Annotated in this window: 25 protein-coding genes and 1 tRNA gene; 9 read left to right on the forward strand and 17 right to left on the reverse strand. The window is 57.0% G+C overall.

What is annotated here, in order from left to right; all coding sequences use genetic code 11:
- Genes ACUZ9Q_RS04130 through ACUZ9Q_RS04155 form a run of 6 tightly spaced genes read right to left on the reverse strand, consistent with a single transcriptional unit; the run spans position 1 to position 4,540 of the window.
- Positions 1–1,410, reverse strand: coding sequence for a zincin-like metallopeptidase domain-containing protein (locus tag ACUZ9Q_RS04130; protein ID WP_449247375.1), 1,410 nt, complete (start codon positions 1,408–1,410; stop codon positions 1–3).
- On the reverse strand, positions 1,407–1,619 hold the full coding sequence (locus tag ACUZ9Q_RS04135; protein ID WP_449247376.1) for a hypothetical protein: 213 nt from the start codon (positions 1,617–1,619) through the stop codon (positions 1,407–1,409). Before ACUZ9Q_RS04135 ends, ACUZ9Q_RS04130 begins: the two co-directional genes overlap by 4 nt.
- Positions 1,620–1,677: 58 nt before the next feature.
- The gene (gene icmT, locus ACUZ9Q_RS04140; RefSeq protein ID WP_449247377.1) at positions 1,678–1,950 is read right to left on the reverse strand and encodes an IcmT/TraK family protein; all 273 of its coding nucleotides are present in this window, start codon (positions 1,948–1,950) and stop codon (positions 1,678–1,680) included.
- A complete protein-coding gene (locus ACUZ9Q_RS04145) occupies positions 1,947–3,101 on the reverse strand; it encodes a type IV pilus twitching motility protein PilT (RefSeq protein ID WP_449247378.1) in 1,155 nt (384 codons plus the stop codon). Before ACUZ9Q_RS04145 ends, icmT begins: the two co-directional genes overlap by 4 nt.
- 3 nt (positions 3,102–3,104) lie before the next feature.
- Positions 3,105–4,070 (reverse strand): type IV secretory system conjugative DNA transfer family protein, encoded by a 966-nt coding sequence (locus tag ACUZ9Q_RS04150; protein WP_449247379.1) that lies wholly within the window; start codon positions 4,068–4,070, stop codon positions 3,105–3,107.
- Positions 4,067–4,540 (reverse strand): DotD/TraH family lipoprotein, encoded by a 474-nt coding sequence (locus ACUZ9Q_RS04155; protein ID WP_449247380.1) that lies wholly within the window; start codon positions 4,538–4,540, stop codon positions 4,067–4,069. Before ACUZ9Q_RS04155 ends, ACUZ9Q_RS04150 begins: the two co-directional genes overlap by 4 nt.
- 130 nt (positions 4,541–4,670) lie before the next feature.
- On the opposite strand from ACUZ9Q_RS04155, the gene ACUZ9Q_RS04160 reads away from it, so the two are divergent.
- Positions 4,671–5,447 carry a ParA family protein gene (locus ACUZ9Q_RS04160; protein WP_449247381.1) on the forward strand — a complete coding sequence of 259 codons (777 nt, stop codon included), beginning with the start codon at positions 4,671–4,673 and terminating at the stop codon, positions 5,445–5,447.
- Positions 5,437–5,745 carry a hypothetical protein gene (locus ACUZ9Q_RS04165; RefSeq protein WP_449247382.1) on the forward strand — a complete coding sequence of 103 codons (309 nt, stop codon included), beginning with the start codon at positions 5,437–5,439 and terminating at the stop codon, positions 5,743–5,745. The genes ACUZ9Q_RS04160 and ACUZ9Q_RS04165 overlap by 11 nt, the downstream gene beginning before the upstream one ends.
- Here the strand turns inward: ACUZ9Q_RS04165 and ACUZ9Q_RS04170 are convergent.
- The 11 genes from ACUZ9Q_RS04170 to ACUZ9Q_RS04220 all read right to left on the reverse strand — a co-directional run bounded on the left by ACUZ9Q_RS04170 (position 5,713) and on the right by ACUZ9Q_RS04220 (position 18,275).
- A complete protein-coding gene (locus tag ACUZ9Q_RS04170; RefSeq protein WP_449247383.1) occupies positions 5,713–6,153 on the reverse strand; it encodes a hypothetical protein in 441 nt (146 codons plus the stop codon). The two genes, ACUZ9Q_RS04165 and ACUZ9Q_RS04170, sit on opposite strands and share 33 nt — an antisense overlap.
- Positions 6,154–6,155: 2 nt before the next feature.
- Positions 6,156–8,222: a DotA/TraY family protein gene (locus ACUZ9Q_RS04175; protein ID WP_449247384.1), complete on the reverse strand. Its 2,067-nt coding sequence runs from the start codon at positions 8,220–8,222 to the stop codon at positions 6,156–6,158.
- 49 nt (positions 8,223–8,271) lie between these two features.
- Positions 8,272–9,372, reverse strand: a complete 1,101-nt coding sequence (locus ACUZ9Q_RS04180; RefSeq protein WP_449247385.1) for a hypothetical protein — start codon at positions 9,370–9,372, stop codon at positions 8,272–8,274.
- Positions 9,369–12,362, reverse strand: a complete 2,994-nt coding sequence (locus ACUZ9Q_RS04185) for a hypothetical protein (RefSeq protein WP_449247386.1) — start codon at positions 12,360–12,362, stop codon at positions 9,369–9,371. Before ACUZ9Q_RS04185 ends, ACUZ9Q_RS04180 begins: the two co-directional genes overlap by 4 nt.
- A gap of 124 nt (positions 12,363–12,486) precedes the next feature.
- A complete protein-coding gene (locus tag ACUZ9Q_RS04190) occupies positions 12,487–13,215 on the reverse strand; it encodes a DotI/IcmL/TraM family protein (RefSeq protein ID WP_449247387.1) in 729 nt (242 codons plus the stop codon).
- A gap of 11 nt (positions 13,216–13,226) precedes the next feature.
- Entirely contained in the window at positions 13,227–13,625 is a 399-nt protein-coding gene (locus ACUZ9Q_RS04195; RefSeq protein ID WP_449247388.1) for a hypothetical protein, read from the reverse strand.
- A gap of 14 nt (positions 13,626–13,639) precedes the next feature.
- Complete coding sequence (locus ACUZ9Q_RS04200; protein ID WP_449247389.1) at positions 13,640–14,146, reverse strand: hypothetical protein; 507 nt, start codon at positions 14,144–14,146, stop codon at positions 13,640–13,642.
- Positions 14,147–14,149: 3 nt separating this feature from the next.
- Positions 14,150–15,265, reverse strand: a complete 1,116-nt coding sequence (locus tag ACUZ9Q_RS04205; RefSeq protein WP_449247390.1) for a DotG/IcmE/VirB10 family protein — start codon at positions 15,263–15,265, stop codon at positions 14,150–14,152.
- Complete coding sequence (locus tag ACUZ9Q_RS04210) at positions 15,262–16,335, reverse strand: DotH/IcmK family type IV secretion protein (RefSeq protein ID WP_449247391.1); 1,074 nt, start codon at positions 16,333–16,335, stop codon at positions 15,262–15,264. Before ACUZ9Q_RS04210 ends, ACUZ9Q_RS04205 begins: the two co-directional genes overlap by 4 nt.
- A 24-nt stretch (positions 16,336–16,359) precedes the next feature.
- On the reverse strand, positions 16,360–17,541 hold the full coding sequence (locus tag ACUZ9Q_RS04215) for a helix-turn-helix domain-containing protein (RefSeq protein ID WP_449247392.1): 1,182 nt from the start codon (positions 17,539–17,541) through the stop codon (positions 16,360–16,362).
- A gap of 647 nt (positions 17,542–18,188) precedes the next feature.
- Positions 18,189–18,275: transfer RNA gene (locus tag ACUZ9Q_RS04220), tRNA-Leu, on the reverse strand.
- Between the two features lie 492 nt (positions 18,276–18,767).
- Here ACUZ9Q_RS04220 and flgF point away from each other — a divergent pair.
- From flgF to ACUZ9Q_RS04255, 7 genes are all read left to right on the forward strand, one after another.
- A complete protein-coding gene (gene flgF, locus ACUZ9Q_RS04225) occupies positions 18,768–19,562 on the forward strand; it encodes a flagellar basal-body rod protein FlgF (RefSeq protein ID WP_192111282.1) in 795 nt (264 codons plus the stop codon).
- A 59-nt stretch (positions 19,563–19,621) separates the two neighbouring features.
- A complete protein-coding gene (gene flgG / locus ACUZ9Q_RS04230; RefSeq protein WP_192111283.1) occupies positions 19,622–20,407 on the forward strand; it encodes a flagellar basal-body rod protein FlgG in 786 nt (261 codons plus the stop codon).
- 139 nt (positions 20,408–20,546) lie between these two features.
- Positions 20,547–21,776 carry a flagellar basal body P-ring formation chaperone FlgA gene (flgA, locus tag ACUZ9Q_RS04235; RefSeq protein ID WP_192111284.1) on the forward strand — a complete coding sequence of 410 codons (1,230 nt, stop codon included), beginning with the start codon at positions 20,547–20,549 and terminating at the stop codon, positions 21,774–21,776.
- A 27-nt stretch (positions 21,777–21,803) separates the two neighbouring features.
- Positions 21,804–22,523 carry a flagellar basal body L-ring protein FlgH gene (locus tag ACUZ9Q_RS04240; RefSeq protein ID WP_192111285.1) on the forward strand — a complete coding sequence of 240 codons (720 nt, stop codon included), beginning with the start codon at positions 21,804–21,806 and terminating at the stop codon, positions 22,521–22,523.
- 904 nt (positions 22,524–23,427) lie between these two features.
- Positions 23,428–24,219: an HpcH/HpaI aldolase family protein gene (locus ACUZ9Q_RS04245; protein WP_192111286.1), complete on the forward strand. Its 792-nt coding sequence runs from the start codon at positions 23,428–23,430 to the stop codon at positions 24,217–24,219.
- A 2-nt stretch (positions 24,220–24,221) separates the two neighbouring features.
- Positions 24,222–25,136: an NAD-dependent epimerase/dehydratase family protein gene (locus tag ACUZ9Q_RS04250; protein ID WP_215647080.1), complete on the forward strand. Its 915-nt coding sequence runs from the start codon at positions 24,222–24,224 to the stop codon at positions 25,134–25,136.
- A 105-nt stretch (positions 25,137–25,241) separates the two neighbouring features.
- Complete coding sequence (locus tag ACUZ9Q_RS04255; protein ID WP_022658329.1) at positions 25,242–26,012, forward strand: 3-deoxy-manno-octulosonate cytidylyltransferase; 771 nt, start codon at positions 25,242–25,244, stop codon at positions 26,010–26,012.
- The last annotated feature ends 24 nt before the right edge of the window (positions 26,013–26,036 follow it).

Consider the following 26,036-nt stretch of genomic DNA (forward strand, 5'->3'; position numbering starts at 1 on the left):
TCACATCCTCATGCGTGTTGCGTGTGCTTCCGTCCCGGTGGGAGCCAGAGCGGCCTGATTCTTTTCGTCAAGTTCCATGCTCAAAGTGCTGGAAAAGGAGGCACACACATCCGCCAGAGAGCGGGCAGCGTCACTGTCCTGTTTGAGCACCTTGCTGAGAAAGTCGGGGTTTTGGAGTAGAATGCGGGCCTTGACCACATCCGCGTCCGTATCCTGAAATGCCTGAGCTGATGCCGAAGAGGACATCGGCGCGGGTCTGGGCATGGGATCGTCCGTGCTTCTGGCTGCCGCAGCTTCCGCCAAAGCCTCTACAGGCGTGGCCATGTGCGCCCCAGTTACGGCATCACGCTGGGCTTGCTCTTCAATCAGTGCGGGCCAGGTTTCGCTGCGCGGGAACCATGCCGCCCTCGGCTGCTCACCCATTTCAAACTGGTGCATGATGGTCAGCACCTTGGCCGCTTCCGCCGCCGCCTGAAACACGGCCTTGGCGTCTCCCCCGGAAAACTTCTGGTTCCAATGATTGATGTAGGCGGCGGAATTGCTCGCAGGCATGGGCAGGTCGAACCGCGCCCCCGCCAGCATGGAGAACATTTCCGCCCGCATTTCCTCAAAGGCGAAATTCTTGATGTTGTGGGTCTGCTTTTCCTTGCGGTTCTCCCGCTTAGCGTGGCCGGTGGCATGATAGGTTTCATGCAGCTTGGTGGCGTAATATTCTTCGGGTATGGTGAAGCGCTCAGGGAAAGGCATCTTCACTGTGTCGGCTGCGGGTTCATAGAGGGCATCACCGCCGTGATGTTCCACCGGAATACCTGTGCAGGCGATGAAGCGTTCCACAAAATCGTTGCGCTCAACCGTTGTCATGGCGTGGGCTTGCTGCTCTTTCTGCGGAAATCCCTCTATTTGGGCGGCATTAAAGACTGTGAACGGATAAAACAGCGTCATGCGCTGCACATCTGGTATTTCCAACCCTTGTTCCTTTTGGGTAGCAAACTCTTTGAGCTGCTTGTCGGTGAGGTATTGCCACTTGCCGTCCTCGCCCACGATGAAGGCAATTTCTTCGGGCCGCAGGAGCTTGACGCCCTTCGCTCCTTTTTTGATCTTCATGTCGCGGGCAGGATGATCCCCCTGAAACTGCTGGAATTGCTTGAACGTCATCCACCTGTCGTCCGAAAAGCCGTTGACGATGCTGGTCAGCATGAGCTTGACCATGTTTGCCCCGCCGTACTCGCGCCCCGTGGTGGCGCAAAAGGGCATTCCCATTGGGCTGTCAGCCGTCCAGGGCTTTTGCCACTTGCCTGCCGTTTCGGCGAGGGCCAGCATGTTTTCGGCAACAGAGTTGACGAACTCTTCCTGTACCTCACGGCTGATCTGGAAGCGGTTTTTCTTTTCCGCAGATCGTTCCTGACTCATACAGCCTCCTGCACAGACACGATGACGGTATCCGGTTCTTCATGGGGAGAAAGAAAGCCCGCCGTGATGGCATCCTCACGGCTCATGACAAAAGCTCCGGCGTCCAACTGCCGCTCGATGTCATCAGGCGAAAGCATGATATGTTCTTTCTCCTGACTGCGTACCGGTGCATCAAAAAGGCCGTAGCTGTTGCGGTTTTCGGTATTCATGCAAACCTCCATAGAAATATATTTTTATATATTGCATAGAAAACTATGCACTCATGCGCTACCAGCGGCAGCGTTGCCGCCATTGCACCTCGTTCTGCGTGGTCTCCCGCCGCCTGCCCATGAAGGCCACACGCAAAGCGCGAAAGCAGGCCAGCGGCGTCATACCCGTGCGTTGCACCAGATACAGGGCAACAATGGCCACCCCGGCAACGGCAGCCGTCCACCAAGCCCAATGGAATAGCCACAGGCCCAGCGGAAACACCGCACGGGCATCCAGAATGAATATTTTTGGGGTAATGGCGGTATCCCGCCAGAGTACGTCCTGTATCATTGTTCCTCCTTAGTTATTGGCTGTGATGTTTTGCGCTCCGCCATGATTGCTTGAGTGTTTTCTTTGGTAATTTTTCCAGCGTCATAGGCCGCTTGAGCCGCGTCCTGCATCCGTTGGCCGTATTTGATGAGCAGGGTTTCGCATGTCTGGATCAATCGCTCTTGCGGGGTATCCAGAAGCACTTCCCGAATTTCTGGCGTAAAGGCCAAAAACTCGCGCAGGGCAACACGCCCTTTACCGCCGAGCATGGGCACAAGGCGTTGATTGACCACCAGCCGCAGGCTGGAGAGCAGCGTCACCGTGACTTGCAGGCGCTCTTCCACAGGGAACACATTGATGATGCGTGAAAGGGTTTCGGGCACAGAGCGGGTATGCACGGTGGAATATGCGGCAACGCCTGTTTCCGCACTTTCGATCATGCCGCGTAGGGTTTCTGCGTCACGGCTCTCACCGATAAGCACTACGTTGGGTGCTGTGCGGGTAGAATTACGCACAGCCCGGATGAAGGATTGCAGATGCTCAGGAATAGTGCTTTGCGAGACTGGCCCGCCCTGGTTGGGGATGCTTAAAAGGTCAAATTCAATGGGGGATTCATAGGTAGCCACGTTGCGGCCTCCTTTTTCAATGATGTGCCGCAAAATGGCGGCAAGCAGCGTGGTCTTGCCTGACCCCATGACGCCCGTGACCAGCACGAGGCCGTTTTCCGGGGTAGCGTGATCCAGAATGTTTTGTTCAACACCCAAATCTTCCAGCTGAGGGGGCATGGAAGGAATGGTGCGAAAAACGATTTTGACGCCGGTGGAATATCCGTCCGCCACCGCGCCCGCATTGCCACGAAAGCGGCGGCGTACCCCTCTTGTTTCTTCTATCTGGTGGGCGAAGTCGTAATCGTCCTGGCTGGATTTGATGTAGGCCGCCACGGAATTATTGCGCGTAAGCCGCTCCAGCCCGGCCAGCAGCTCGTCCGTGGTGATGGGGCGCGTGGTGATACGCTGCCATACTCCGTCTTTACGCACCCACACGGGCTGGCCGGAGCAAAGCTGTATGTCCGACATGCCACTGCCGGTCGCCCAAAGCAGCATGTCGTTGAGATTGTCCGTCTCCCAGCGAATGCGCGGTTCACGCGGGTACATTTCAACGGCTTCAAACACGGATCACTTCCTCTTGTCGGTATGTGCGGGAATAGTTTGTGCTGGGATAAAAGCTGAAGGCGCAGTGATGCGGTAGACCTTCTGCCCTATGTGCAGCTTATTGCCGCCGTCCGTGGTCTTGCTGCCAAGCTCTGCGGAGGCCGTGGTGACCCGGCTCAAGAGATGCTGCGCCGTGAGCAAGTGGTAGAGCATGACACCGCGATAGGTGCGCACCATGCGGGACACGTTATCGGCATAGAGGTGATCCGCCTCCGTCAGCCCCTGTGCCCAGGCTTCGCGCACAGCAGCCCGCCAGATGAGACGCTCTTTATCGTTCTTGGGCATGACGGCGGGATTGGGCTTTTCTGGCTCAGGGAAGCCGTCCGTCATCAGGAACTCGCGCCAGGTAGGCGCGGTAGCCACATAACGGGCAGGCGCAAGCAGCTCATACGAGGTAAGCGCGGCGGTGGCGGTCTCGTCTGATTCAATGCGCATGGAAGCCCCGGCCCGCGTGAGCACAGGCGGCAAAATCAGGGCATCCCCCTGCGTCATCAGGAGTGGGCCAAAGTTGAAGGCAGTGTCCATAATCGAACTGTGCAGTTCGGTGGCTGCCACAAGTTGCTTGTAGCGATACGTCATCGCCGTCTGGAAGGTGACAAGTTGGGCCGCTTCCTTAATGGCCGCAGGCCGCATGAGGCTGACGGCGGTTTCGTTCTTCGCTGCCCCCTTCATTTCAAGAAGTGCGGCCAGCTCTTCCGGTTCACCACGGCGAGGACTGCCGGCAGCATCGTCAGGCAGATGGACTGTGAGGGGCTGGCCCTCCTCACTTTTCACGGGAGCGACTGGCGGTGCAGGTTTTTCAGTGGTTGCAGCCACATTCGTCAGCGGCGGCATGGGCACCAGGGGCGCTGGTTCCTGAACATCATTTTTGACGGCGCATCCGCCAAGACACATCAGGAGCACTGCCAGCGTACAGAGTGAACGGTTCATGATTGCCCCCCGGTGCTGACTGTGCGGGCCAGGGTTATGACTCGGCCAATGGGGTCAACGCGCAGCACAGCCTGCGGCTGCACCTGCCAGGCAATGTCTTCCAGCAGCACATGGGCCGGACGATTCAAGCCGCGCACCACCACAGTTAGTATTTGCGCCGAGGGCTTGCCCGCTTCTTGATAGCGATAGCCAAGTTGCAGGCAGATTTCTTTGACAGCGCGTTCAGCCGGGCCAGTCCACGAGATGGACACCGGCTGGCTGAGGCTGGGATCAGCGGGCGGCAAAAGTGGCTGTAAGCCCTGCCCGCGCAGTTTTGCCAGCATGGCAAGTTCGCCGTGGGCAATCTGGGCCGCATCACCGAGAGTGACGGTCACAAAGTCAGCCGGATTTGTGGGGTCTTGTGTGGGCTTCTTTCCCGCACAGCCCGTCAGGACAAAACAACAGAGGATAAATGCGCATCTTCGCAGCATGAGAAAACTCCTTTTGTGGTTACAGGTGTATAAAAATATATTTTTATATATTTCTATTTTGCTATTGAAAATATTTTCATATATTCCTATGATGCCACATCGAATAAGCCTGCATATCAGGAGGTTTTTCATGCGCAGCATCGTTATCGCCAACAAAAAGGGCGGCGTGGGCAAAACCACCACGGCGCAGAATCTGGCAGCAGCCCTTGCCGCCCACGGCAAAAAAGTGCTGGCCGTGGATATGGACGCTCAGGCCAATCTGACCCGCGCCTGGGGAGTGCCCCATGACGGCAAAAGCGTTCTGGACGTGCTCAGGAGCAAGGCCACATGGCAGGACATTGCCGTGCCGGTGGAAAAGGGGGCGGGCTGTGTCTTGCTTGCGCCAGCCAGCCGTCAGCTTGCGGCTATGCCGGAGGTTTTTGCTCAGGAGATCGGTAAGGAACTCTTGCTGAAAGAAGCGTTGGAGGCGGTGCAAGGCACCTTTGACGTGATCATCATTGACAGCCCGCCCTCGCTGGACTTGCTGGCTATCAACACCTATGCGGCGGCAGACGCCGTGGTCATTCCGGTGCAGACGGAGTTCCATTCCCTGGAAGGCCTCGCCCTCATGCAAGACGACCTGGAGCGGGTGCGCCGCCGCCTCAATCCTAATCTGGCGGTGCTTGGCATCGTCCCCACTTTCGTTGACCGCAGAAAGCGGCTGTGCCGTGACGTGCTGGATGTGCTCACCGAAAAACACGCGACTGACCTCACCCAGAGCGTCATCCGTGACAACGTGACCTTGGCCGAAGCCCCAAGCCACGGCCAGAGCATCTTTGCCTATGATGCTAAGTCGTATGGGGCGCAAGACTATGCCGCCCTTGGAGCAGAAATAGTAACCAGACTGGAGGCCCGTTATGGCGCGTAAGAAAGGCGGATTGGGGCAAGCTGCCCCCGTGGAACCGCAGGAAGATTTGCTCGACACTGTGTTCGGTGCGCCAAAGTCTGAGCAGAAATCCACACTAAAGACAGACACACCCCCGCCCGCCGCAGCGGGCAAAAACAATGATGCCCCCAAAGGCAAGGAAAACCGCGTGGGCAAATATTTTCTCATCGACCGCGACCTGGCCAAGGCCATGAAGCTCTTTGCCGTACAGAATGACATGAAAGAAATCGCTGTCATTGAAGCCTCCCTACGCGCCTTTTTGGGCAAGGCCGACAACTGAGCACAGCCAGCTAGTGAAGGACTGAAAGCGGCGGCGGGAAAGCACGGATAGACGCCAGTAGGTGGTACACAGCCCAAGGCAACAGGGCACTACTATCAGCACCACGGCGAGCCATACGATTGTGCTATGGCTCACCATCAGTGCAGCGGAACAACCCAGCAATGGCAGCGCAAAGATCGGAAGCCGCAAGCGCAGTTCCGCCAGCACATAGGGAATGTGCGTGGCGTCTTCAATGCCCCAGGCCTGAAGCACCCGTGCAAAGTCTTTTTCCATCGCGTCTTGTTCCTCTGGGGCGCGGTTGGCCTTGAAGTGTTGCAGGCGGTTCCGCAAATCTCCGCGCAATGCTGCCAAATGGGTGCTTGTGGGCTGTATCCGTGCCCTGAGAGTTTCTTTTGTTTTTTCAAGCATGGCTAACTCCTGAAATTATGCTCAGACAGGTTGTCTTTTGGGCCTGCCGCCCCGGCATTGCCGCCTCGGATGGTGCTACGCAGACCCTTCGCGCCTTCAGCCCCTGCCGAAACCGCATTGGTAGACCCCACAAACACGCCTTTGACGCCGCTTTGGTCTTCCTTTTCCCCAAGAGAATGGAATTGTTGGCCGATCCAGTTGGTCACATGCTCCGGCAGGTAGTGAATGAGGCTGAAGAACTTGTTGGCCGTCATAATCACCACGATGCCCAGAATCACGAGCATGGATATGGTGCCGGTAAGACCAATCACCTTGGCTTGCGAGGTTCCGGCAATGAACATTTCAAAGCTGGCCCCGATGAGTCGCCCCAGCACATTCATGAGGATGACCGCGCAGAAGAACCCGGCCACCATGAGCGGCGGGCGTATAACAATGCCGAGCAAGAGCAGATAGCCGCGCCTGCCGTGCTGCCCGGCTGCCCCATCCCCTTCGGGCAGGGCATGGGCGCACAGCCACAGCGGAGCGGCCACAAGCGATTCCACAATGAGGATTACCCAGCCGGTGAGCGCGGAAACCCAGCGAATAAAAGGAATGGCCGGAAGGTAGTAGGCCAGGGCTAGGCCGTAGAGCAGCAGGGGCAGAAAGACGGAAAACAGGACAAAGGCGATATATTTGTCCAGATTGGGAATAGCACTGCCAATGAAGGGAATGGCTTTGCCCATTGCGTGTGTGACATCAAGAACACCCAACGCAGCAGCCAGGCCCCAGGCCGTGCCGATGAGATAATCCCCCACGTTGGAGACAGCCATAATGGGATCTTTGCTGGAGAGCTTTTCCACTGCAATGGGCAGAATGTTGGCACTTACCAGGCTGTTCAACGTAGAACGCAGCCAGTTACCCACATCACCGAGTGCCCGCGTTTCGTCAGTCACCGCAGGGTGCGCCGTGGTGTCGGAAATGCCGCGCCGCGTGGCATAGGCCGTCTTAATGTAATTGGCCACCCGTTCTTTGATCGCTTCATAGTCCTGCAAGCCAAAGTTCATGGCGTAGAGTTCGGATGCCGTGTATTCACGCGGCGCATACGAAATGCCGGAATACATAGCTTCGCGCACTTCCTGATTGATCCAGGCGATAGACCAGTAGGATGAACCAGTAATAAACCAGCCGTACTGTTTGGAAATGTCCTGAAAGTCATGCAGCTTGCTTTTGAGCTGGCCCTGCTTGGCATAGCTTTGCAGAGAAGAAAGGATGGTCGCGTTTATGCTGTTGGCAGCCGAGTGCAAAGCCAGCGGGTCAATGGCGTCAGCAGGAGTATCAGGATTGGCAAGCTGGCTAGCCACCGAAGAGAGCGACGACACCGCCGTGCCCACGGCATTGACCTTGCCCCGGCACAGTGCGTCACCCTCGTCCACGCATTCCACCATGATGGTGCCGGAATTACCGTTGAACGAAAAACGATATTCGCCGCCTGATCGAATCCAATTACCGCTGTAGTTCCATTTTCCCCCAGGAGAAATGCCGAGGCCTCGTCGCTCGTTAAGGTAGTATTGCAAGGTCAAGGATTCCAGCGAACCATTGGCAATGGCGGCATAATGGGTCACATTCTGGTCAGGAGCCTGTATAGTGATCTGCCCGCCGTGCTCGACAAAGTAGTCTGTGCCCAACTCCCAGACGAAATTGCCCAAGTTGATGGAAAAGCCGATGCAGGCCAGAATAGCTACCTGAAAGAAACTCAGCCCTTTGAAGATAGGAGCCAGTGCCCCCATTGCCCCCACAAAACGCAGCGGCATCCACAGCGAACTGTAGCGTTTGCCAAAGGGCGTTCCCTCGTGGGCCGTGCCTGCCACAGCCATAGCCAGCACCCAGATAAACAGAGCCGAAATGGTTGCCAACGCCACTATGTTGAAAGCACTGAACAGTTGCAGCATGAGTTCCGCAGCTTGCGAACCGCCAAGCCCCTGGCCCCAGGCGTCCCAGCCTTGCCCCAGCAAGGTGTCCAAAAACTGTTTGCTGGCGTCACTTTTGAGCAACACTTCAGAGGTTGCGGGGATGTCGGGTGAAGCGGCCATAGGGTATCCTTGCGTTATATTTTTGATAGAAATATATTTTTATATATTTCTATTGTTGTGCCCCAACCATGCGGGCATACAGATCATTGAGTTCACGGCCTGTGGTGCCGTCCATGCGAGTCAGATAGTCCAGCGCGGTGATGAAGCTCATGCGATCAAGCAGCTCGTTGTTCTTGCGGGTGAGTTCAAGCTGCATGGCCTGCATCATGACCATTTCCCGTAGCAGCCCAGCTTCCGTGGCGGTCGTCACCTGATTAAACCAGTTGGGATTGCCGAGGCGCATTTGACTGAGCAGCTTGAACAGCCCGGCCTCAGAAATTTTGCCATTTACAAGGCCGGGAGGCGTACCGCTGCCGCCCGCTTCCTGCCACTGGCTCTTCGCCCAGGCTGTTACGTCATCGGGCAGCGTGGGCGCGTGTGTGGCCACATGACTATTGAGGACATCCATAGCCACAGCCAGCCGCCCTTCATGGATTTTGCGGGCAGCGGTATACGTCTGGCCGGAGGGGGTTTCTTTTTGGGCTTCCGTGACCACGGGCAAAGGCCGGGGATTCGCCAGACTTTTGATGGATTCGTGGGCCTGCGAGAGCTGTTCGTCGGTGATGGTGTTTTCCAGAGGAAAGAGTGAATCCACCATTTCTTGTTCCGAGGGATGGCCTTCATCCAGCACACGCCCCAAGTATTCCACGGGCCGTGCATCCGCCTTGTTGGAATACTCCAACTGTTTGCTACGCATAGCCTGATGCACCTGACGGGAAGCCTGCGCACCAAGCTGCACTCCGGCACCAAGGGACGTTGCCCCGCACAGCCCAGTGGGCTGCGCGGCCTTGCCATACAAGTCCTCAGTACGCGTGGCTTCGCCCGCCGTAGCCTGCCCCTTAATCATGGCGGCATTGCTTTCTTTTAAGCTGATGATTGCCCGTACAATGGTGGCACTTTCCGTCTTGATGGTGCCAATGATGCTTTGCGCCGCAAGGAGGATTTCCGAGCGAATGGCCGTAGCTTCTGCTGTAGTGTTCAGGTTGACCGTCTGGATGGTCTCCATCTTCGCCATTGTGATCATGGCGTTGATGGAACCGCAGTCGCACCCTGCCGCCAAAGCCTGCGCAGGAAGTGCAGACAGCAATAAGGTCAGGAGCAGTTTTTTCATGATGTCCTCACAGAGTTGGCGATTTCGTGGACTATTTCCTGAATCACGTTGACCACGGCATCGTCGGCACCGGACTGGTCAGTGACCTGACGGCGGCGGCGTTCCACCTCGGACTTTGCCGAGCCACCCGGAAAACGGGCCGCCAGACGCCGCAAGGCTTCAGCAGGTTCCATGCGTTTGTAGAGATGATTGCGGATAGCCACGTCTTCCGTGGTGGTGGAGAAGGCCCACAGGGCTTGTCCGCCGATGGTCAGGCTAAGCACCAGTTGTGATTTACCGGCACCCGTGCGAAAAAGTGCTACCAGATTGGCACCAGCCGGGCCGGGTTTGCCCAAGTGCCCAAGCGCATGACGGCAAGAACCGTTCAAGCCAAAGCGTTCGGCCATGTCCTTGATGCTGTCATCCGTTCCAGCTCCAAGAATGACGATGGTAGTAGCCAGTTCAATGATGATTTTCGGAATATCGTCGATGGACTGCGTATACAGACCGATGGAAAGGTTCCATTTGCGCGATTCCCGCGCCATTGTGGTCATATCCGCTTCAAGCTGGCCTGAGACGGAGGTGTTTTTGGTCACGCGATGTGCTTCGTCGTAGCAAAGCCTTTTTGGATCTTCCCGAATGGCTTCAATGCGTTCGGCGTGGTAGTCTTGATAGCGTTCCGGCATGAGCTTCACGTCATCAGGCATAAGGAAGAACCGCGCCCCCAGCACATGCCGCGCCAGCATGTACATGACGGCAGATTGCCGCTCCGCAGCAGGCCCGCCGCGTGTGGCCACTTCATCCAGATCAAGGCTGACGATCTGCGCGTCACCCAAATCAAAGCGCGTGGGTTCTTTCAGCACGGCATAGGCGGTGATGGCGTCGAGAATCGAACGCCAAGCCTCACGCCGGGTTTTTTCTTCATAGGTATTGAGGATGCCCTGATTCTGGTTGATCTGTGTGGTGAGGTCGCCCAGCAGCGGTACGGCATAGCGTTGTGCCTGAATGGCTTCATGCACAAAACCGCGTTCAAAGAGAGCGTCTACCACCTCCCACCAGGAGGGCATGGCGTTCAGCACGATGTTTTCGCGCATCAGCAATTCATGGAGTTCCGGCAGCACATTGGACTGGTACAGTCTTGGCTGATGTTTGTCCGACAGCTCCTCATAGGCCAGTTCAATGGCCCTGCGTACCAGCCCCGGCACATCCTTGTCCGGTGGCGTATTTTCCAGCGGGGTACACAGCAGGGTCAGCAGGTTGACCAGAAAGGCCATGTGCGATGGCAGCGGTTGGCGGCAGCCCAGCGGCGTATCAAAAGGATTGATGGCGAAGTCTTCGGTCATGCGCAGCCGGTGATAGGCTGCCAGGTGCTTTTTGCCTTCCGGCAGATTCTCCTGAATAAGCGTGATTAATCCCGAACTGGACGGGCCTACGTCGATAATGGAGACCCACGGCAGGCGCGAAAGCCCGGCCTGGGTTACAAAGGCGAAGTTCATGGCGTTGAGGAACACCGATTTCCCCCCGCCCATTGGGGCTACCCCCAAATCAATCCATGCCGCCTGTTCCGAAGAATTGGGCGCAAAGGGAAAGAGCTTGCCGTCCTGGGTGCGCAGCAGGAGCGAACCTTCCTTCCAGGGCGAGGCAGAGCGCAGCGGCAACATGCCGATGGCCTCCTGCAAGGGAGCCGCAGTGATCGGAGCCGGGCTTGATGGCATCATGGCTGGCACTGTGGCAGCAAGGCCCAGCAGCGGATCGCCCACGGCTTCGGACACGTCCGTGGTGCCCCAGCCCTGAATGGCCTTGGTGAGTTCTGCCATGCTCCGCCGCAGTTGCAGGTGGGCCTCTTTTTCCGAAAGCCCCGCCGTGCCAATAGTTGCCCAAGTCCCGCAGCAGATGCGGAACTTCACACAGCACACCCCTCCCAAATCCAAAGCGGTCAGGGCTGCCACCGCATTATTGAAGCGTTTGTTGTCCGAACTGGCAAAGGCCAGAATGCCCGAAAGCAGCGGCTTCATGCCCATGTGCAGGCCGCCCGGCTCCAGCAAAAACGACATGCGGTACGGCAGGCGTTCATCCCGACGCGACAGCACCCGGAAGAACTCCTGAAAGGGCTTGGGGGTCTGAGGCATGAGGGTCATGATAAGCGGGCCGAACACCCGATCCCCCACCGTAATGGCACTGCGGGAAAGCAAATGCCCCTCACGCGGCCAGAGCTGGGTTTTGAAATCTGGGTAGACCACATTGTGCAAAAGCGCAGAAGGTGGCGAGCCGGGGTCAGGCAGGCGTAGAGGTAAGACGTCACCCGGAATGCGAGCCAACCACTCCCTGCTGGTGAACTCCGGGTCAACGCAGATGCGAATGTCCCGCAATGCCTCATGAGGTGTGAGCGGATAGAGCAGAAGCTCTTCTTGGCGGAAGGCGTCCAGCACACCGGTCACAAAACCGCTGTGCGCATCATGCAAGGCGGCAATGGCGGCAGAAATCTGCTGGCAGCCAGGCTGCATGGGCGCTTTGCGCATGGAGGTGGTACGCTCTTGAAGCGCGGTTTTACGCAAGCCCTCCGACAGAACGCCTGGCCGCGTCCATAAGACCAGCCAGCAGGTTTCATGCGAACAATACCGTTCAAGAGCCTGCCCCCAATTTTCCAGCAAGGGGCCGATGTGCAGGCCAAGGTTTTGGGCAGTGCGGCGCGAGGGCAGCAGCATTTCGCGGATACGCCCTCCGCTGGCTTCCGGATCGTATTCAAACACCACCTGAATGCAGTGACCTGGCCGTGAGAGCGTGGATTGCAGTTTTTCTGTCAGGCCGCGCACGATGGTGGTGTACTCTTCTACCCCCACCTGTTTGAGTGCCCCTTCCAGCCGCAAGACAGTAATCAGGCTGCCGTCATCGGCCACCAATACGCCTCTGTCTACCGTTTCCAGCTTGCAGTAGCTGCCCACCGGGCCGTAAAAAGTTTCGGATAAGGCGCGGATACCGCGATCAATGCCGTGTACGAGGGAGTCCAACATCGCTATTCCCCCCTACTTATGAAATGATTGCGCCTACTCCGGCGCATACGGCGGAAGTGAATTCCGCCTACGCCTTCGTAGCGGGCGTCTCGCGCATACGCCTGAAGAGGGATGAACAATTTCATTATTCCCCCCTCTTCAGCACAACTTGCTGAATGACCACGCCGCGCGGCGTGAGCACTGTGGATGCGCGGGCCACCAGCACCGTGGCCATGAGACGCTGGGTGCTTTCCACACCCTGACTGGATTCGTAGGAAAGGATGAGGGGGAACTCGACCCTCCAAGTCATGATGCCGCCCACCAGGCCCGATGCGCTGATGACCGGGGCACGAGTGACCACGGCAGAGGCGGAAAGCCGCTTGTCGCGGATCATGTCCAGAATGCCGGAAGATTGGAGGGCCGCCAGAAATGATTTGTAGGCTGCCTCTTCAAAGTTTTCTCTGGTATTAGAGAGTTTTTCCCGCCATTCCAGAAAATCCAGAGATACGGCATTGCTGATGGTTTCTGTGACCCAATTCAAAAGCCCTTGCTGGCTGAGAACGGGCTTATCCAGGGGAATGAGCGGTGCAAGTCGCAAATCTGGCGTGGCCGCAAAATAGCGCGGCGTGGGTTGCTTCAAAATGAGCAGCGCAACCACCGCAATGCACACGATGAGCACGAGCACCAGTCCCAAGGCCAATTTCATGGCGCGTTGGTACTGACTGCGATACCAGCCCAAGCCGCCAATGATGGTTTCGGCAGTGTAGGTCGGAGGCGGGCTTTCGCTTGCCTCTGCCATTGTTTCTACCATTTCCGAAGGCTGTGCTGTCTGCACATCTTCCGGTAAAGGTTTTTTCTTTTTGAACCAGTTCATATCCCCCCCGCTTACCGCAGACCGAGTTCATCCAGACCAGTAGTCTGGTCAGAGCCAAACAGAGTGGCTGAACCGGAACCAAGAAACTCCCCGATGCCAAGGGCCAGAGCACCAATGACCACCTTGGCAACACCGGGTGCGTAGTTGCCCGACTGACCAGACTGGCTTTTGCTGGCCTTATAAAGGTCAATACAACCCCAAACCCCCATGCCCGCGCCGGAGGCAAAACCCGCCATTGTAACGCCCTTGGCTACCCCCTTGGCACTGTCCGCCACGTTCTGGCCGATGTCGCCAAAGGTTACGGCAGCCAGGGCCAACTCCGGCACGAGAAGCCACACAGCGGCGGCAGACAGAGCCGCTGCTGTGAAGCGGACAGGGGAAACAGCTTCAAGAGAAAAACAGGTTTTCATACAATTCTCCTTATTTACCCGATGATTTTTGCGATGGTTGTTTGCACATCACCGCCCAGCGTGGCCCCGATGCCGCGCAGGAATGTGACGAGGTTGACTGCGATAATGCCGCCGAAGAGATGCACGATGCAGCGGCTCAAGTTCATGCTTTGGTTGGGAGTATCTCTGAGCAGACACAGCCCCCGAATGATGCCAATAATGCCCACCGTGGCGATGCCGTAGACAGCAAACTGAATGTAGACAGAGCCCGGCGATGCCGGAGGCGAATAGCTCAAGGCCTGTTCCGAAGTCTGGTTGAAAACGGTCATAGCAAGAGAATCCATGAGCGCGGGGATGTTCAGGAGCAGGACAGAAGCCCACAGTGACCAGACGGCGGTACTGCGGTTGAAACGGTGCTTATGGCTAATGCTCTGCGCCAGCGATACCATCGCAAAGGCAATGCCGATGAGGTAGGCCAGCACAATGACCACGGGCCACCATTGCTGCAAATGCGGAATGACGTTGGCGACGTAATTCTCCATACATCACCTCGCCTTCACGTTGAGCACAAGAATGCCCACCACCGTACCGCTTTCCAGGTAGACCGTGGGAGGGCGCTCAAAATTCTTCTCAAAGATTTTCCCGGCCTTTTCTCCCACCTTGCCCGCCGCAATCCAGGCCTGATCCGCAGGGCTATAAGTGTTCCAGACCATCTGATCCGTGGTTTGGCCGTTCATCCCGCCCCCATAGCTTCCGTAGATGGTGCTCTGTGCGCCGCTGTACTTTTTGGCGTTGGACAGACCTTCCAGAAAGGCCGTGGCAATAAGCCCTCCCCAGCGGCTGAAGAAATGCGTATCCACCGAAGAGGCCACAGAGGCTTCAGACGTGGCCGGGTCAACCGCATAGCCCTCAATCTGGGCATCCGAACCATCCGGCAGAATGACTCTGGTGAAGGCGAGTACCAGCCGTTCTTCAAAACGCTGAAACTTGCCAAGGAGACGTGCGTTTTTGAGCTTGCCCGAAGCCACCGTGGCCATGACGGCAGAAGGAACGTCAGAATTTACGCCAGTGTCGATGACGGCGTAGAGAAGATCGCCAGGCTTCAAAGTCAGAGTGTTGGATGCCGGTGACTCCCCATCGCTGGACACAAACGCAGGGGCAGGGAGGGGTTTGTCCTTGGAAAAATCATGCACAAAAACGACTTTTCCCTGTTCCACAGATACCGAGGATAATTTGGCATCCAGAGCCGCTAGGTCTTCCAACATCCTTTTTTGCAGGGTGTTGTCCGTGCGCGGAGCCTGTATAGGAGCCACACGCGGAGGCGTGACCGGCGGAGGAGGCGGGGGGGTGTCTTGCTTTCGTGTTACTGCCGGGGTTTTGGTGCCCACAGGCGTGGGAATAAAGCTCTCGCCCGCTGCAAGGGCACTGTTGGCCTTTTGCAGGTCGTGAGCTTCCAGCTTTTTGTTGTACTCTTCCGAGCCTTCACCGCCCGCCTGCCCTTTGACGGAATCCGTGCGGGCCGAGGCCAGCGTGGCCGAAGCCGAAGGCTTTTTCGGCGCGAACAGCGCCATGTAGCCCACCGCAAGGACAACGGTCACAGCCACTCCCAAAAGGGCGAACATGACGAAACGGCGTTTCTTTTCCGTGCTGGTGACTCTCATGGCTTCACCTCCCCATGCGCCTTGCCGGGTTCCGGGTCTTTCAGCACCAGGGTCTGCATTGTGCCGCCCACGGAGAGCATGATCCGTGATGTAACAGGCACCTCGTAGCACTTCATGTTGCCCGCGCCGTTGACCACCGCCGTCCAAGCAGGCCACATCATGCTGTGACTGGTGCGGACGTAGTGATTTGCGCCGAGCTTCCAGACCTGCACCTTGTCCGGCGTGGGCTCCATGCGCACGCGAACGGCCCCTGCTGGCGGCACATGATCCAGAAAGGCTAACATGGAGGAGTTCACGGTTTCCTTGATGTCCTCAATGACCGGCACTTTGGCGCGTGGGCCATGCTGGGAAATCTGAAAGAGCACCAAAGCGTCCGCCTTGCGCTCCGGCCCGCGCACAGAATCCGATTCCAGCCGGATGACCAGCGGAATGTCCTGTTTCTCCAGCGTGACGACCAGGGTTGTGGTGCCGTAGGCCTGTATGGGCGTGATGTTCAACAGGTTGCCGTCCGGCAGTTCAGGGCGCAGCACCTGAAAAAACGAAGGGCCACCGTTGGTGACGGAGGTGATGGGCCAGGGCTGCCCCGTGGAATCGTGGATCAGTAGCGAGGTGGCGATATTGGCCGTGGTGAACACCCGCACCGGCGCACTGCCAGGTTCCAGCGACACCCGCGCTGTACGCGAGGCCAGTGAAGGCGACACCGGCAACAAAGCCCGATCGCGCTGATCCGACCGCTCCCGGTACTCCTGAATCTGACTGTCATCCAGCGGCATCATCTGACGCAGGCTTTCTTGAAACAGCGTTTGGGCATCGGGCTTTTTGCCTTCCTGGGGCAAAGCAGCCGTAACGGCAGGCGCAACTGGAGTTGGAGGCACAGCCGGGGTAGCCGTGACAGGATCTGCCGTTGTAGGTCTTTGAGCGTCCGTTTGACCTAGGACAATGCCCTGCTGCCCGATGACGGGGGCAGGTGGTGCCACAGGCACAGGCGGCTGTTCCGCCGCCCAGGCCATGCTTCCCCAGAGCAGCACAAGTAGTGCCGGGAGCAGACGAAAAATGTGTTGTCGTTTCACTGAAATCTCCTTGGATTGCAATCGTCACATGGCTCTGGCCAGGGCCGGAGACACAGGCTGTCGTGAAAACATTGGGTGATGCGGCAAGAGAGCACCGAAGGCGGTGAGCTTGTTGCCTCGTGGCTCAGTGAACGCCCCAAACGCGGTCTGTGCCGTGCGTTCCGGCACGACAGGTTTCCGCCATGCCGCTTCTTCGCAACGCCGCTTGAAGGCTTGCAGAAATTCGCCAATACCAAGCTGATTGTCGGCAGGCACGTCAGAAGGCGTGGGCGCACGATGTGTGTTGTGCAGGTGCATCCACAGACCAAAGGCCATTGGCCTGATCCCGGGCTTGTCGTGAATTTGAAAGCTCTCGGCAAAGGCATCAAAGCGGGGTCTGAGAGCTTCGCGCTCTCTGGCTCGTGCAGCATTTTTGGCTTCCTCTTTTTGCTGCATAGCCTGAAGGGCAGCGACAGATCGCTGTCTGGCTTCTGCCTCATTGGCGGCTGCCATCACGTCATCATCCAGCCAGCGTTGACCTTTTAGCCAGTTGCTCATCTGCGGCACAAAGCGGCCTTGTTCACGCTGCCAACTGTCCGTGGCCATGAAATGCCGGATGGTGGATTCAATTCGAGGCAGAGGCGGCAACAAACCCTCTCGCTGGAGACGTAGCCAAGCAGAACGGGCAAGGCCCTTGGCCTCTTTTTTGGGGTAAAGTTCCCATACTTTTTCAAAATCAGAGACAGACACACCCCCGCCCCCTGACACGGAAGGTAGAGGCGAGGCCGCAAAATCTGGCAACGCAGAACGCACGGGGGGTAAGGGGGGATTTTGTATTTCTCTTTGCTTGTTAAGAGTATTTATGTAGCCAACTTTTGGCTGTGGGCAGGCAGAGTCTGCCTGACGGCAGGCAGGATTTGGCTCATGGCTGGCCGACTTCAACGCAGCCGGTTCCAACATATAATAAACGGATGAGCGGTATTGCTCACGCCGAACATGCACGAGCTTGATTCCTACCAACTCGGCTAGGTACTTCTTAACGCTGCTCACGCTGCACGAAAGCCGAGCGGCCAGCTTGGCCTGGGAGGGCCAGCAGCGGTCGTTGTCCGAAGCGTAATTGCACAGCAGGGCATACATAATTTTGGCTCCAAAACTGATTGAAGTTTCCAACACAAATTGCGGTAAAATCGGCCCGTGAATCCGTCCTCTTGGTGCAAATGTCTGCATGGTTCGCGCTCTCTTCCCCAAGCGGGGTAGGCCGAAAAAAAGCAAAAACAAGCAGACTCGATGCACTTGACAAAGAGGAACCTTGCGGTTTAGTGTCATCTCATTGCAAAGAGAGATTTCACTCTGCTGATAAGCCGATACGCGCCAACGTATTGGCTTTTCGCCTTTCTAGGCCTTGGTTTTCCTCAACGTGTTTCCTTTGCTTGAGGTGATTGTCTGAGCGGCTGGCTCGTCAGGCCGTGGGCACCACCCACGACGACCCCGCACCTGCATGACGCAAGTTCCCCTGCTGCTGTGGCGTAGAGCCGCAAGCAAAGAGCGCGAGGTTTCGCCCTTCTTCCGTGAACACGGGAGGGGGGCGAATTTTTTGTGAGGGAGTGAGTGCCGTGAAAGGAGACTGGGACTGAGAAAACAAAAAAGCTCCGCCAGGGCATTCCATACGAATGACCCGGAGGAGCTTTAAAAAGGAAGGGAGTATAGTAAACGCTGCACTCCCCCACGGAAGGTGGGGGCAGCGACAAGTGGGTACCCCAAGAAATTTTAACAAATTTCCAGGGGTGGGGGCATAGTGGGGGAGAATCGCGATTTGGGAAAAAGAAAAGCGGGTCAGAAGAAAGACTTTTTCTTCTAACCCGTTGATTTTCTTATGGTGCCGAAGGGGAGACTCGAACTCCCATGCCCTTGCGAGCACTAGACCCTGAACCTAGCGTGTCTACCAATTCCACCACTTCGGCGCGAAGATGTGTTTACGCCAACAGGGGGTGGCTGGCAAGTATTTTTTTGGATTTCGGCAAAAAAAGTTTATTGCGGCAAGTACGATAGGCTTCGGCTTCTTAAAAAGTTGGCTCTTGACGCCGATTTTTGGGCTGGTCAGGGCGGGGGCGTGTAAAAGTCGCTTTTGTTTCCGTCAGGGCTGTCTGTGATTGCGGCAGTTCAGCCGCCTTGGCGGGGGCGCTTCGCGTACACTCTTTTATCAATAATGGGGGGCGACCTCAGAATTGGCTGATTAACGCTTGGGCACCATGCTTGCTCCCCTGGGCTGATAGCTCTGCGTGCCGCCACCTGTGTCTTCTGTGCCTTTTCGGGGCTGAGCGAGCACGCAGAGGTTGTTTCCAAATGTACAGGCATTGGCCCGCATATTGCAAAAGCTCTGGCAAGGGCCATCAGGCCCGAGGTAGACGGCGGCGCTTCATCTTTAGCGCTGCTGCCAACACAAGGAGCTGCTTATGCAAGCAGGCATGTTTAGCGGACTTTTTGCCGCATTGACCACGGAACACCGCATGAATTTCATCGCCAATAATTTGGCGAACGTGAACACGCGTGGCTATAAACGTGAGACAGTGGCGTTCAAAGATACCATGCCGACCTTTGCCTTTGACGAGATTCGGGAGCCGATTTTGAACCTCAAATCTACGCCCCTGTTTCCCGAACCGATGAATGCCGCAAGGGTCCGCTTATCTGTGGCGAACACTGATTTTTCGCAAGGCTCCATGCAATATACCGGCAACAACCTTGATGTTGCCATTAATGGAGAGAATGCCTTTTTCCGGGTCACTACACCTACGGGGCAGTATCTCACGCGCAACGGGGCTTTTGTGCTCAACGGCGATGGCGTCCTTATGACGCCGCAGGGCTACACCGTGCAAGGCGCTGGCGGTGTTATCAACGTTCCGGCTGGTACGCGTCATTTGCAGATCAGCGGCGATGGTCAGATACTTGCCGATGGCAACGTTATTGACCAGTTGGCCCTGGTCAGCGTGAACAACCCGCAGAATCTTGAAAAAATGGGCGGTAATCTCTTTCGCCCGCGTGATGGAGTTCAGATTGTCGAAGGCAATGCCTACGACGATGGCGCGCGCGTCGAGCAGGGCTTTACGGAAGCCGCCAATGTGGAAGTCGTGTCCGAAATGGTCAACATGATCGAAGTGCAGCGCCAGTTTGAAGCCTATCAAAAGGTCATGCAGACCTCAGACACGCTGGACCGCGCCGCCAACGAAAAAGTGGGCCGCCGCCAGGGTTAACCGGTGATGGTTTAGCAGCAACCGGCAGCCGCGCTGGTTATGTATAAGGAGAAATTCCCATGATGCGATCGCTTTGGACAGGCGCCACCGGCATGGTGGCCCAACAGCTCAATATCGACGTGATTTCCAACAACCTGGCCAACGTCAACACCACGGGCTTTAAAAAGAGCAGGGCCGAGTTTGAAGATCTCATGTACCAGACCATGCGTATGGCCGGCGCCATCACCGAGGGTGACAACCGCCTGCCTGTCGGTATTCAGGTCGGTATGGGCGCTCGTCCCACGGCTGTGCACAAGTTTTTTACGCAGGGCGATTTTCAGAACACCGGCAACACTCTCGACGTAGCCATTGAAGGCGACGGCTTTTTCCAGGTGGATGTGAACGGCGAGCTCATGTACACGCGCGCCGGTTCCTTCAAGCTCAATCAGGACGGCACAGTGGTCACCGCCAACGGCTATATTCTGCAACCGCAGTTTGCCGTGCCCGCGCAAACCAAGACCATCTCCATTTCATCCTCGGGCCACATGGCGGCTCTGGATGCGCAGGGGCAGGAACTGGCCGGGGCCGAATTGCCGCTCTACACCTTTATCAATCCGGCTGGCCTTGATGCCCGCGGGCGCAACCTCTACACGCCCACCCAGGCTTCGGGTGATGCCACAGAAGGCGTACCCGGCACAGACAATGTGGGCACCCTGGCTCAGGGTTTTCTGGAAATGTCCAACGTGGAAGTTGTGGACGAAATGGTGAATATGATTGTGGGTCAGCGCGCCTATGAAGTTAACTCGAAGTCCATCCAGACATCAGATTCCATGCTGGGCATCGCTGTGCAGCTCAAGCGCAGCTAGGGCTGATTATTGTTGAAAATGTCTGTGTTGCGCTGATTTTGAAAAAATCCGCGCCACGCAAGGCTTACTGGGAAATGGCAGCAATGCTGCCGTCGTCATGCAGGTATTTGAGCGTGAAAAGATTTTAGGGGTATGCGTCATGCGGTTTTTGCAGGTCATATGTGCAGTGCGGGATGGTCAGGTGCTGCCTTTGCGCGCACTTCTGGCTGCGGCTCTGGTGTGCTGCCTGTGGGCTACGGCTTCCGTGGCGGCTCCGCAGGGCGGCGTCCCCAGCGCCACATGGCAGGATAATGACCGCAACCATCGCCGTTCGCCCAATCAGATAGTCACACAGTTGCGCACTCCGCAGGCGCAGGCAGGGCAAATGCCCCTTGCGGACGATGCGCAGGATCAGCGGGCCGCCAAGGCGCGCAACCAGCTTGCCGCAGGCGAAGCCCCCGTGGCGCAGGATGGACAGCTGAACATGCTTGGCCCTGACGATTGGCGGCTCAAAATCCTTTCAGCAGCGGTCACCAATTCAGATATGGTTTTGCTGGGTGATATTGCTGTTCCGCTGGGGCAGATGGGGCAGGATACCTGGGCGCAACTGCGCGCGCAGCAGCTTTGGCCTGCGCCCCCGGAAGAAGGCAAACCCTTGCAGATCAGTCATTCCCGCCTTTCTCAGGCTTTGCGGCAGGCCTTGGGCAAGGATGTTGCCGGGCGGTGCATTTTACCATCTTCGCTGGTGATTCAGCGCGGGGGGCTGGTGTTTCATGAGGAAGACCTGCGCTCCTACGTGGTCAAAAGTCTGACACCACAATTGTCCGCCATGCCGGGGCAGGTGGAGCTGAGCGATTTTCGGCTGCCGGATTACATTTTTTTGGCCCATGCGCAGCAGCGGGTGCAGCTTGAACCGGGCAAACTGTCGCCCGGCCGCGTGCCCTTGCGCTTTGCTGTGCAGGAAGTGGACGGCAATGTGCTCCGGCGCATTTCCGGCACGGTCAACCTCACGCTCTGGATAACGGCTCCTGCGGCATCGCGCCCCATGAACAAAGGGGAAGCCCTGGCGGCAGAGTCCGTCACCTTTATGAAGGTCAACGCCAGCCAGTTGCGTGATCTGCCGTGGGATGGGCGCGGCGGCCCCTGGCAGGTGAACCGCGCGCTGAATACCGGCGAGCCAATTTTGCAAAGCGACCTTGTGAGCCAGTTGATGGTAAGGCGCGGTGATGTGGTCAACCTCATCTATATAAAGGGCAACCTGCGCATTGCCACGCAGGCCCAGGCCCTGGCCGACGGCGAGCCGGGGGCCACCATTGCGGTACGAAATCTGCAAACCAAAAAACAGGTATACGCCATTGTCAAAGATGGCAGCACCGTGGAAATCCACTAGCGTTTAAAGGTGGAAGGAGAGGAGCATATGCAGGCACGATACATAATACCCGTTCTGGCGCTGAGCTATCTGTTCTGCGTCGCCTGCGGCGGCAGCCCAACCCGGCGACCTGCACTGCATCCGCCGGTAACACCGCCACAGGAATATCGGCAGGAGGCCAATTCGGCCAACAATCCGGGGTCGATTTTTGCCGCCAGCGAAACAGATACCCTTTTTGAAGACAGCCGCGCCCGGCGCGTCGGTGATATTGTTGTGGTCAAACTGGTGGAAAATACCAAGGCCCAGAACAAGGCAGAAACCACAGCCAACAAGAAAGGCTCCAACGATTACGAGGTTTCCGCCATGTTCAACAAGGATCACGCAGGCTTCATTCCCTTTGTCGCTGTGGGGCCGCAACCGGCGGTGGGCTTGCCCATCCTGAATACGGGGTCTACCAGCGGCCTGACGGCCACGGGCAAGACCAAGCGTGAGAACTACGTGACCACCTCTCTGGCCACGCGTGTGCTCCGGGTGTTGCCGGGCGGCCTGATGGAGATTGAGGGCGCGCGTGAAATCCGCGTCAACGAAGAAACGGAATACATGGTCGTGCGCGGCATGATCCGTTCCAAGGACGTCAGCGCCGACAACAGCGTTCTTTCCACCCAGATTGCGGACGCAAGCATTGAATATTACGGCAAGGGCGTGCTGGCCGACAAGCAGAAGCCCGGCTGGTTCACACGGCTTATGGATAACGTCTGGCCCTTCTAGACGCTTCATCCACCGTATGGGATGATACCTGCACACCCCGTCAGCGCTACATGCGTTGGCGGGGTGTTTGCGTGAAGTCACCAGAAAACGGCAAATCAGGTCCTAGTTCCTGATTGCAAAGGGTTAAAAAATTATAGAAAAATAGTCGTTATTTTTTTACTATTATATTTAAATAGTTATCTGAGCGGATAAAAAGAAATGCGCAAAAAATATGTGAAAAATTGCGCAGCTCCTTGACCTAAGGATTCTTCCATTCTATGTTGATCGCAGTTCATTGAGCCCGTAGGCTGAAGAGCAGGGGCTTTGCGCCGAAGCCCCTTGTTTGTTTTGTCTGTGCCCCGCGAGGGATTTGTGGGCAAAAACAAAAAAGGCTCCTGAATCTTGCGATCCAGGAGCCCCGGCGGAGAGTGGATTCAAACACCCGTCTGGCAATGCCAGTTTCGGAGTGTCCATATACAAGTGCCAGCGTCATAAGACGTTGACGTTCTTGTTTGTTTTTCCAGCCTCCTCCTGCGAACCAGACTGTTCTGCCGCAGTCTGGTTCCTATCCAAGCCCCTCCGTTACCCACGGGGGGCTTTTTTATTAGCATGCTCACGGTAAAACGCCAAGCCCTGTCTTTTCTCTATTCCTTCTTTGATAAAAAAGTAACAATTTCATTCTTATAACGGTTTGGTTATCAAAAGCGCCGCATTGCTGTCGTTTGCTTGGCGCAAAATGGCTTTGGACGGGCAGTACGAGGTATCTGCTGTTGCATTGGATTCAAAGTGCGGTGGGTTTGCGAGTATTGGGTTTGTATTTCCACTGGCGGCAGGCCCTCTGGCCGTATTGCGCACGGTGGACGCAGGGCGTATAGTAAAGGACGTTTGTCGTAACCTTCAACCCTGCGGCGGCATGCCGCTTGATATGACTGTACATGAAATTCGCGCTCGGCTGGCGGCAGACAAGGCCACAGTTGGCACATGGCTGCAATTGCCCTCGCCTGACGTGGCCGAGCTTATGGCCCGCGCCGGTTATGACTGGGTTGCTGTTGATATGGAACACGGCTCTTTTGGCCGCACCGGGCTGCCGGATGTTTTCCGCGCCATCGAATGCGGCGGCGCGGCGCCTTTCGCGCGCCTTGGCGAAGCCAGCAAAACCCAGATCAAGGCCGCGCTGGAAGCCGGGGCTCAGGGGCTTATCTTCCCCATGATTGAAAGCCGCGCGCAGCTTGACCGGGCCATTGATCTTTCAGTGTACCCGGGGCAGGACACCTGGCGAGCTGCGGGTGAAACCGCGCCCGAATACCGCGGCGTGGGCTACTGCCGGGCCAACGTGTTTGGCAAAAATTTTGACGAGTACCGCGCCAGCCGCGCGCCCGAGATATTTTTGGTGGCCCAGATCGAGCACATCCGTGCAGTAGAAAATCTGGAGGCCATTCTGGCGCATCCCCGTCTGGATGCCATCATGGTCGGCCCTTACGATCTTTCGGGTTCCATGGGGCTTACGGGCCAGTTTGACCACCCGGATTTCAAAGCTGCCATGGCGCGGATTGCCCAAGGTTGCGCCAAGGCAGGCGCTCGCATGGGCCTGCACATTGTGCAGCCTGACCCAGCGGAGCTTGCGCGGCAGATTGCCGCAGGCAGCCGTTTTATTGCTTATGGCATTGATTCGGTCTTTTTGTGGCGGGCGGCTGAACGCCCCAATTCGGGAGAATAACTGTGAATATTACCGTCTTTGGCGGGTCCGGTTTTCTGGGCTCGCATATCTGCGACAAGCTTTCTGAAGCCGGGCATGCGGTCACCATTGTTGACCTGCATCCCTCGCCATTTCTGCGGCCCGACCAGACCATGCTTGCAGGCAATATTCTGGATGAAGAAACCGTCAACCGCGCCGTTGCCGGTGCGGATATGGTCTTCAACTATGCTGGCATTGCCGACATCGGCGAGGCCAACAACCGCCCGGTGGATACTGCGCGTATCAACGTGCTGGGCAACGTCATGGTGCTTGAGGCCTGCCGCAAGGCTGGCGTAAAGCGCTATGTTTTTGCCAGTTCCCTGTACGTGTACGGAAAGTCCGGCGGTTTTTACCGTTGCAGCAAACAGGCCTGCGAACTGTATATCGAAAACTATCAGGCCATGCACAACCTGCCGTACACCATCCTGCGTTACGGCTCGCTGTACGGCCCGCGTTCCGACCGCCGCAACGCCATCAACAGGTTTGTTTACGAGGCGCTTGCCAACGGCGCCATCACCTACTACGGCGCGCCCACGGCCCTGCGCGAATACGTGCACGTGGACGATGCCTCGGCAGCCACCCTGGCCGTGCTTGATCCCGAGTTTGAAAACCAGAACATCATCATCTCTGGCAACCAGCCCATGCGCGTGGGTGATCTGTTCAAGATGATCGGTGAAATGCTCGGCAAGGAACTGACCATCAATTATCAGAATGATCCCAACAGCGGGCATTATCAGGTCACGCCTTATGCCTTTATGCCCAAGGTGGGCCGCAAGCTGGTGCCGCCGCTGACCGTTGATCTGGGGCAGGGCATCCTGCGCGTGATGGAAGAGGAACACAAGGAGCTGCACCCCGAGCTGGCGTCTGAGGGCGGGTACCTCGTATCCACTGACGACTAGACCTGGGAACGGCAGTTGCTGCCGCATGGGCCTCCGCCCGTTTGCGGCATGATTGGATGCAGTTTTTTACGTACACAAATTATTGAGGCCACAAGGAGCCGTCAGATGAACATCATTGCCATCATTCCCGCGCGTATGGGTTCCAGCCGTTACCCCGGCAAACCGCTCGCCCTTATCCACAACGTTCCCATGGTAGGGCATGTGGCCTTTCGCACGGCCATGAGCAAGTGCCTTTCCGCCACCTATGTGGCCACCTGCGACGAGATCATTGAAAATTACTGCAAGGACGCCGGGCTCAAGAGCGTCATGACGGGCGACCATCACGTGCGCTGCTCAACGCGTACCGCAGAAGCCCTGCTGAAGATCGAAGCCGCCACCGGTCAGAAGGCCGACATCGTGGTCATGGTGCAGGGCGATGAACCCATGGTGCGCCCCGAAATGATCGATGCCGCCGTGGCCCCCATGCTGGCTGATCCTTCCATCAACGTGGTCAACCTCATGGCCGATATGGATACCCTTGAGGAATTTGAAGATCCCAACGAAGTCAAGGTCGTTGTGGACCACTTCAACAATGCGCTCTATTTCTCGCGCGAGCCCATTCCTTCGCGCAAAAAGGGGTCGGACAAGGTGCCCATGCGCAAGCAGGTCTGCATCATTCCCTTCCGCCGCGACTATCTGCTGCATTTCAACGAAATGCCCGAAAGCCCGCTGGAAATTTATGAATCCGTGGACATGATGCGCATTCTCGAGCACGGCGAAAAGGTGCACATGGTGCCCACAGACTGCCGTTCGTGGAGCGTGGACACCCCTGAAGATCTGGCCCGCGTGGCCCGCCTCATGGAAGGCGATGATCTTATGAAGGAATACCGCAAGTAAATGGCGGGCGAGCTTAATTCCGCC

It is taken from the genome of Desulfovibrio desulfopostgatei, assembly GCF_053570645.1.

Excerpts from the sequence above, each read along its gene's own strand:
- ACUZ9Q_RS04130 (WP_449247375.1), bottom strand. The coding sequence starts at position 1,410 with ATGAGTCAGGAACGATCTGCGGAAAAGAAAAACCGCTTCCAGATCAGC.
- ACUZ9Q_RS04135 (WP_449247376.1), bottom strand. The coding sequence starts at position 1,619 with ATGAATACCGAAAACCGCAACAGCTACGGCCTTTTTGATGCACCGGTA.
- icmT (WP_449247377.1), bottom strand. The coding sequence starts at position 1,950 with ATGATACAGGACGTACTCTGGCGGGATACCGCCATTACCCCAAAAATA.
- ACUZ9Q_RS04150 (WP_449247379.1), bottom strand. The coding sequence starts at position 4,070 with ATGAACCGTTCACTCTGTACGCTGGCAGTGCTCCTGATGTGTCTTGGC.
- ACUZ9Q_RS04155 (WP_449247380.1), bottom strand. The coding sequence starts at position 4,540 with ATGCTGCGAAGATGCGCATTTATCCTCTGTTGTTTTGTCCTGACGGGC.
- ACUZ9Q_RS04160 (WP_449247381.1), top strand. The coding sequence starts at position 4,671 with ATGCGCAGCATCGTTATCGCCAACAAAAAGGGCGGCGTGGGCAAAACC.
- ACUZ9Q_RS04165 (WP_449247382.1), top strand. The coding sequence starts at position 5,437 with ATGGCGCGTAAGAAAGGCGGATTGGGGCAAGCTGCCCCCGTGGAACCG.
- ACUZ9Q_RS04170 (WP_449247383.1), bottom strand. The coding sequence starts at position 6,153 with ATGCTTGAAAAAACAAAAGAAACTCTCAGGGCACGGATACAGCCCACA.
- ACUZ9Q_RS04175 (WP_449247384.1), bottom strand. The coding sequence starts at position 8,222 with ATGGCCGCTTCACCCGACATCCCCGCAACCTCTGAAGTGTTGCTCAAA.
- ACUZ9Q_RS04180 (WP_449247385.1), bottom strand. The coding sequence starts at position 9,372 with ATGAAAAAACTGCTCCTGACCTTATTGCTGTCTGCACTTCCTGCGCAG.
- ACUZ9Q_RS04185 (WP_449247386.1), bottom strand. The coding sequence starts at position 12,362 with ATGTTGGACTCCCTCGTACACGGCATTGATCGCGGTATCCGCGCCTTA.
- ACUZ9Q_RS04190 (WP_449247387.1), bottom strand. The coding sequence starts at position 13,215 with ATGAACTGGTTCAAAAAGAAAAAACCTTTACCGGAAGATGTGCAGACA.
- ACUZ9Q_RS04195 (WP_449247388.1), bottom strand. The coding sequence starts at position 13,625 with ATGAAAACCTGTTTTTCTCTTGAAGCTGTTTCCCCTGTCCGCTTCACA.
- ACUZ9Q_RS04200 (WP_449247389.1), bottom strand. The coding sequence starts at position 14,146 with ATGGAGAATTACGTCGCCAACGTCATTCCGCATTTGCAGCAATGGTGG.
- ACUZ9Q_RS04205 (WP_449247390.1), bottom strand. The coding sequence starts at position 15,265 with ATGAGAGTCACCAGCACGGAAAAGAAACGCCGTTTCGTCATGTTCGCC.
- ACUZ9Q_RS04215 (WP_449247392.1), bottom strand. The coding sequence starts at position 17,541 with ATGCAGACATTTGCACCAAGAGGACGGATTCACGGGCCGATTTTACCG.
- flgF (WP_192111282.1), top strand. The coding sequence starts at position 18,768 with ATGCAAGCAGGCATGTTTAGCGGACTTTTTGCCGCATTGACCACGGAA.
- flgG (WP_192111283.1), top strand. The coding sequence starts at position 19,622 with ATGATGCGATCGCTTTGGACAGGCGCCACCGGCATGGTGGCCCAACAG.
- flgA (WP_192111284.1), top strand. The coding sequence starts at position 20,547 with ATGCGGTTTTTGCAGGTCATATGTGCAGTGCGGGATGGTCAGGTGCTG.
- ACUZ9Q_RS04240 (WP_192111285.1), top strand. The coding sequence starts at position 21,804 with ATGCAGGCACGATACATAATACCCGTTCTGGCGCTGAGCTATCTGTTC.
- ACUZ9Q_RS04245 (WP_192111286.1), top strand. The coding sequence starts at position 23,428 with ATGACTGTACATGAAATTCGCGCTCGGCTGGCGGCAGACAAGGCCACA.
- ACUZ9Q_RS04255 (WP_022658329.1), top strand. The coding sequence starts at position 25,242 with ATGAACATCATTGCCATCATTCCCGCGCGTATGGGTTCCAGCCGTTAC.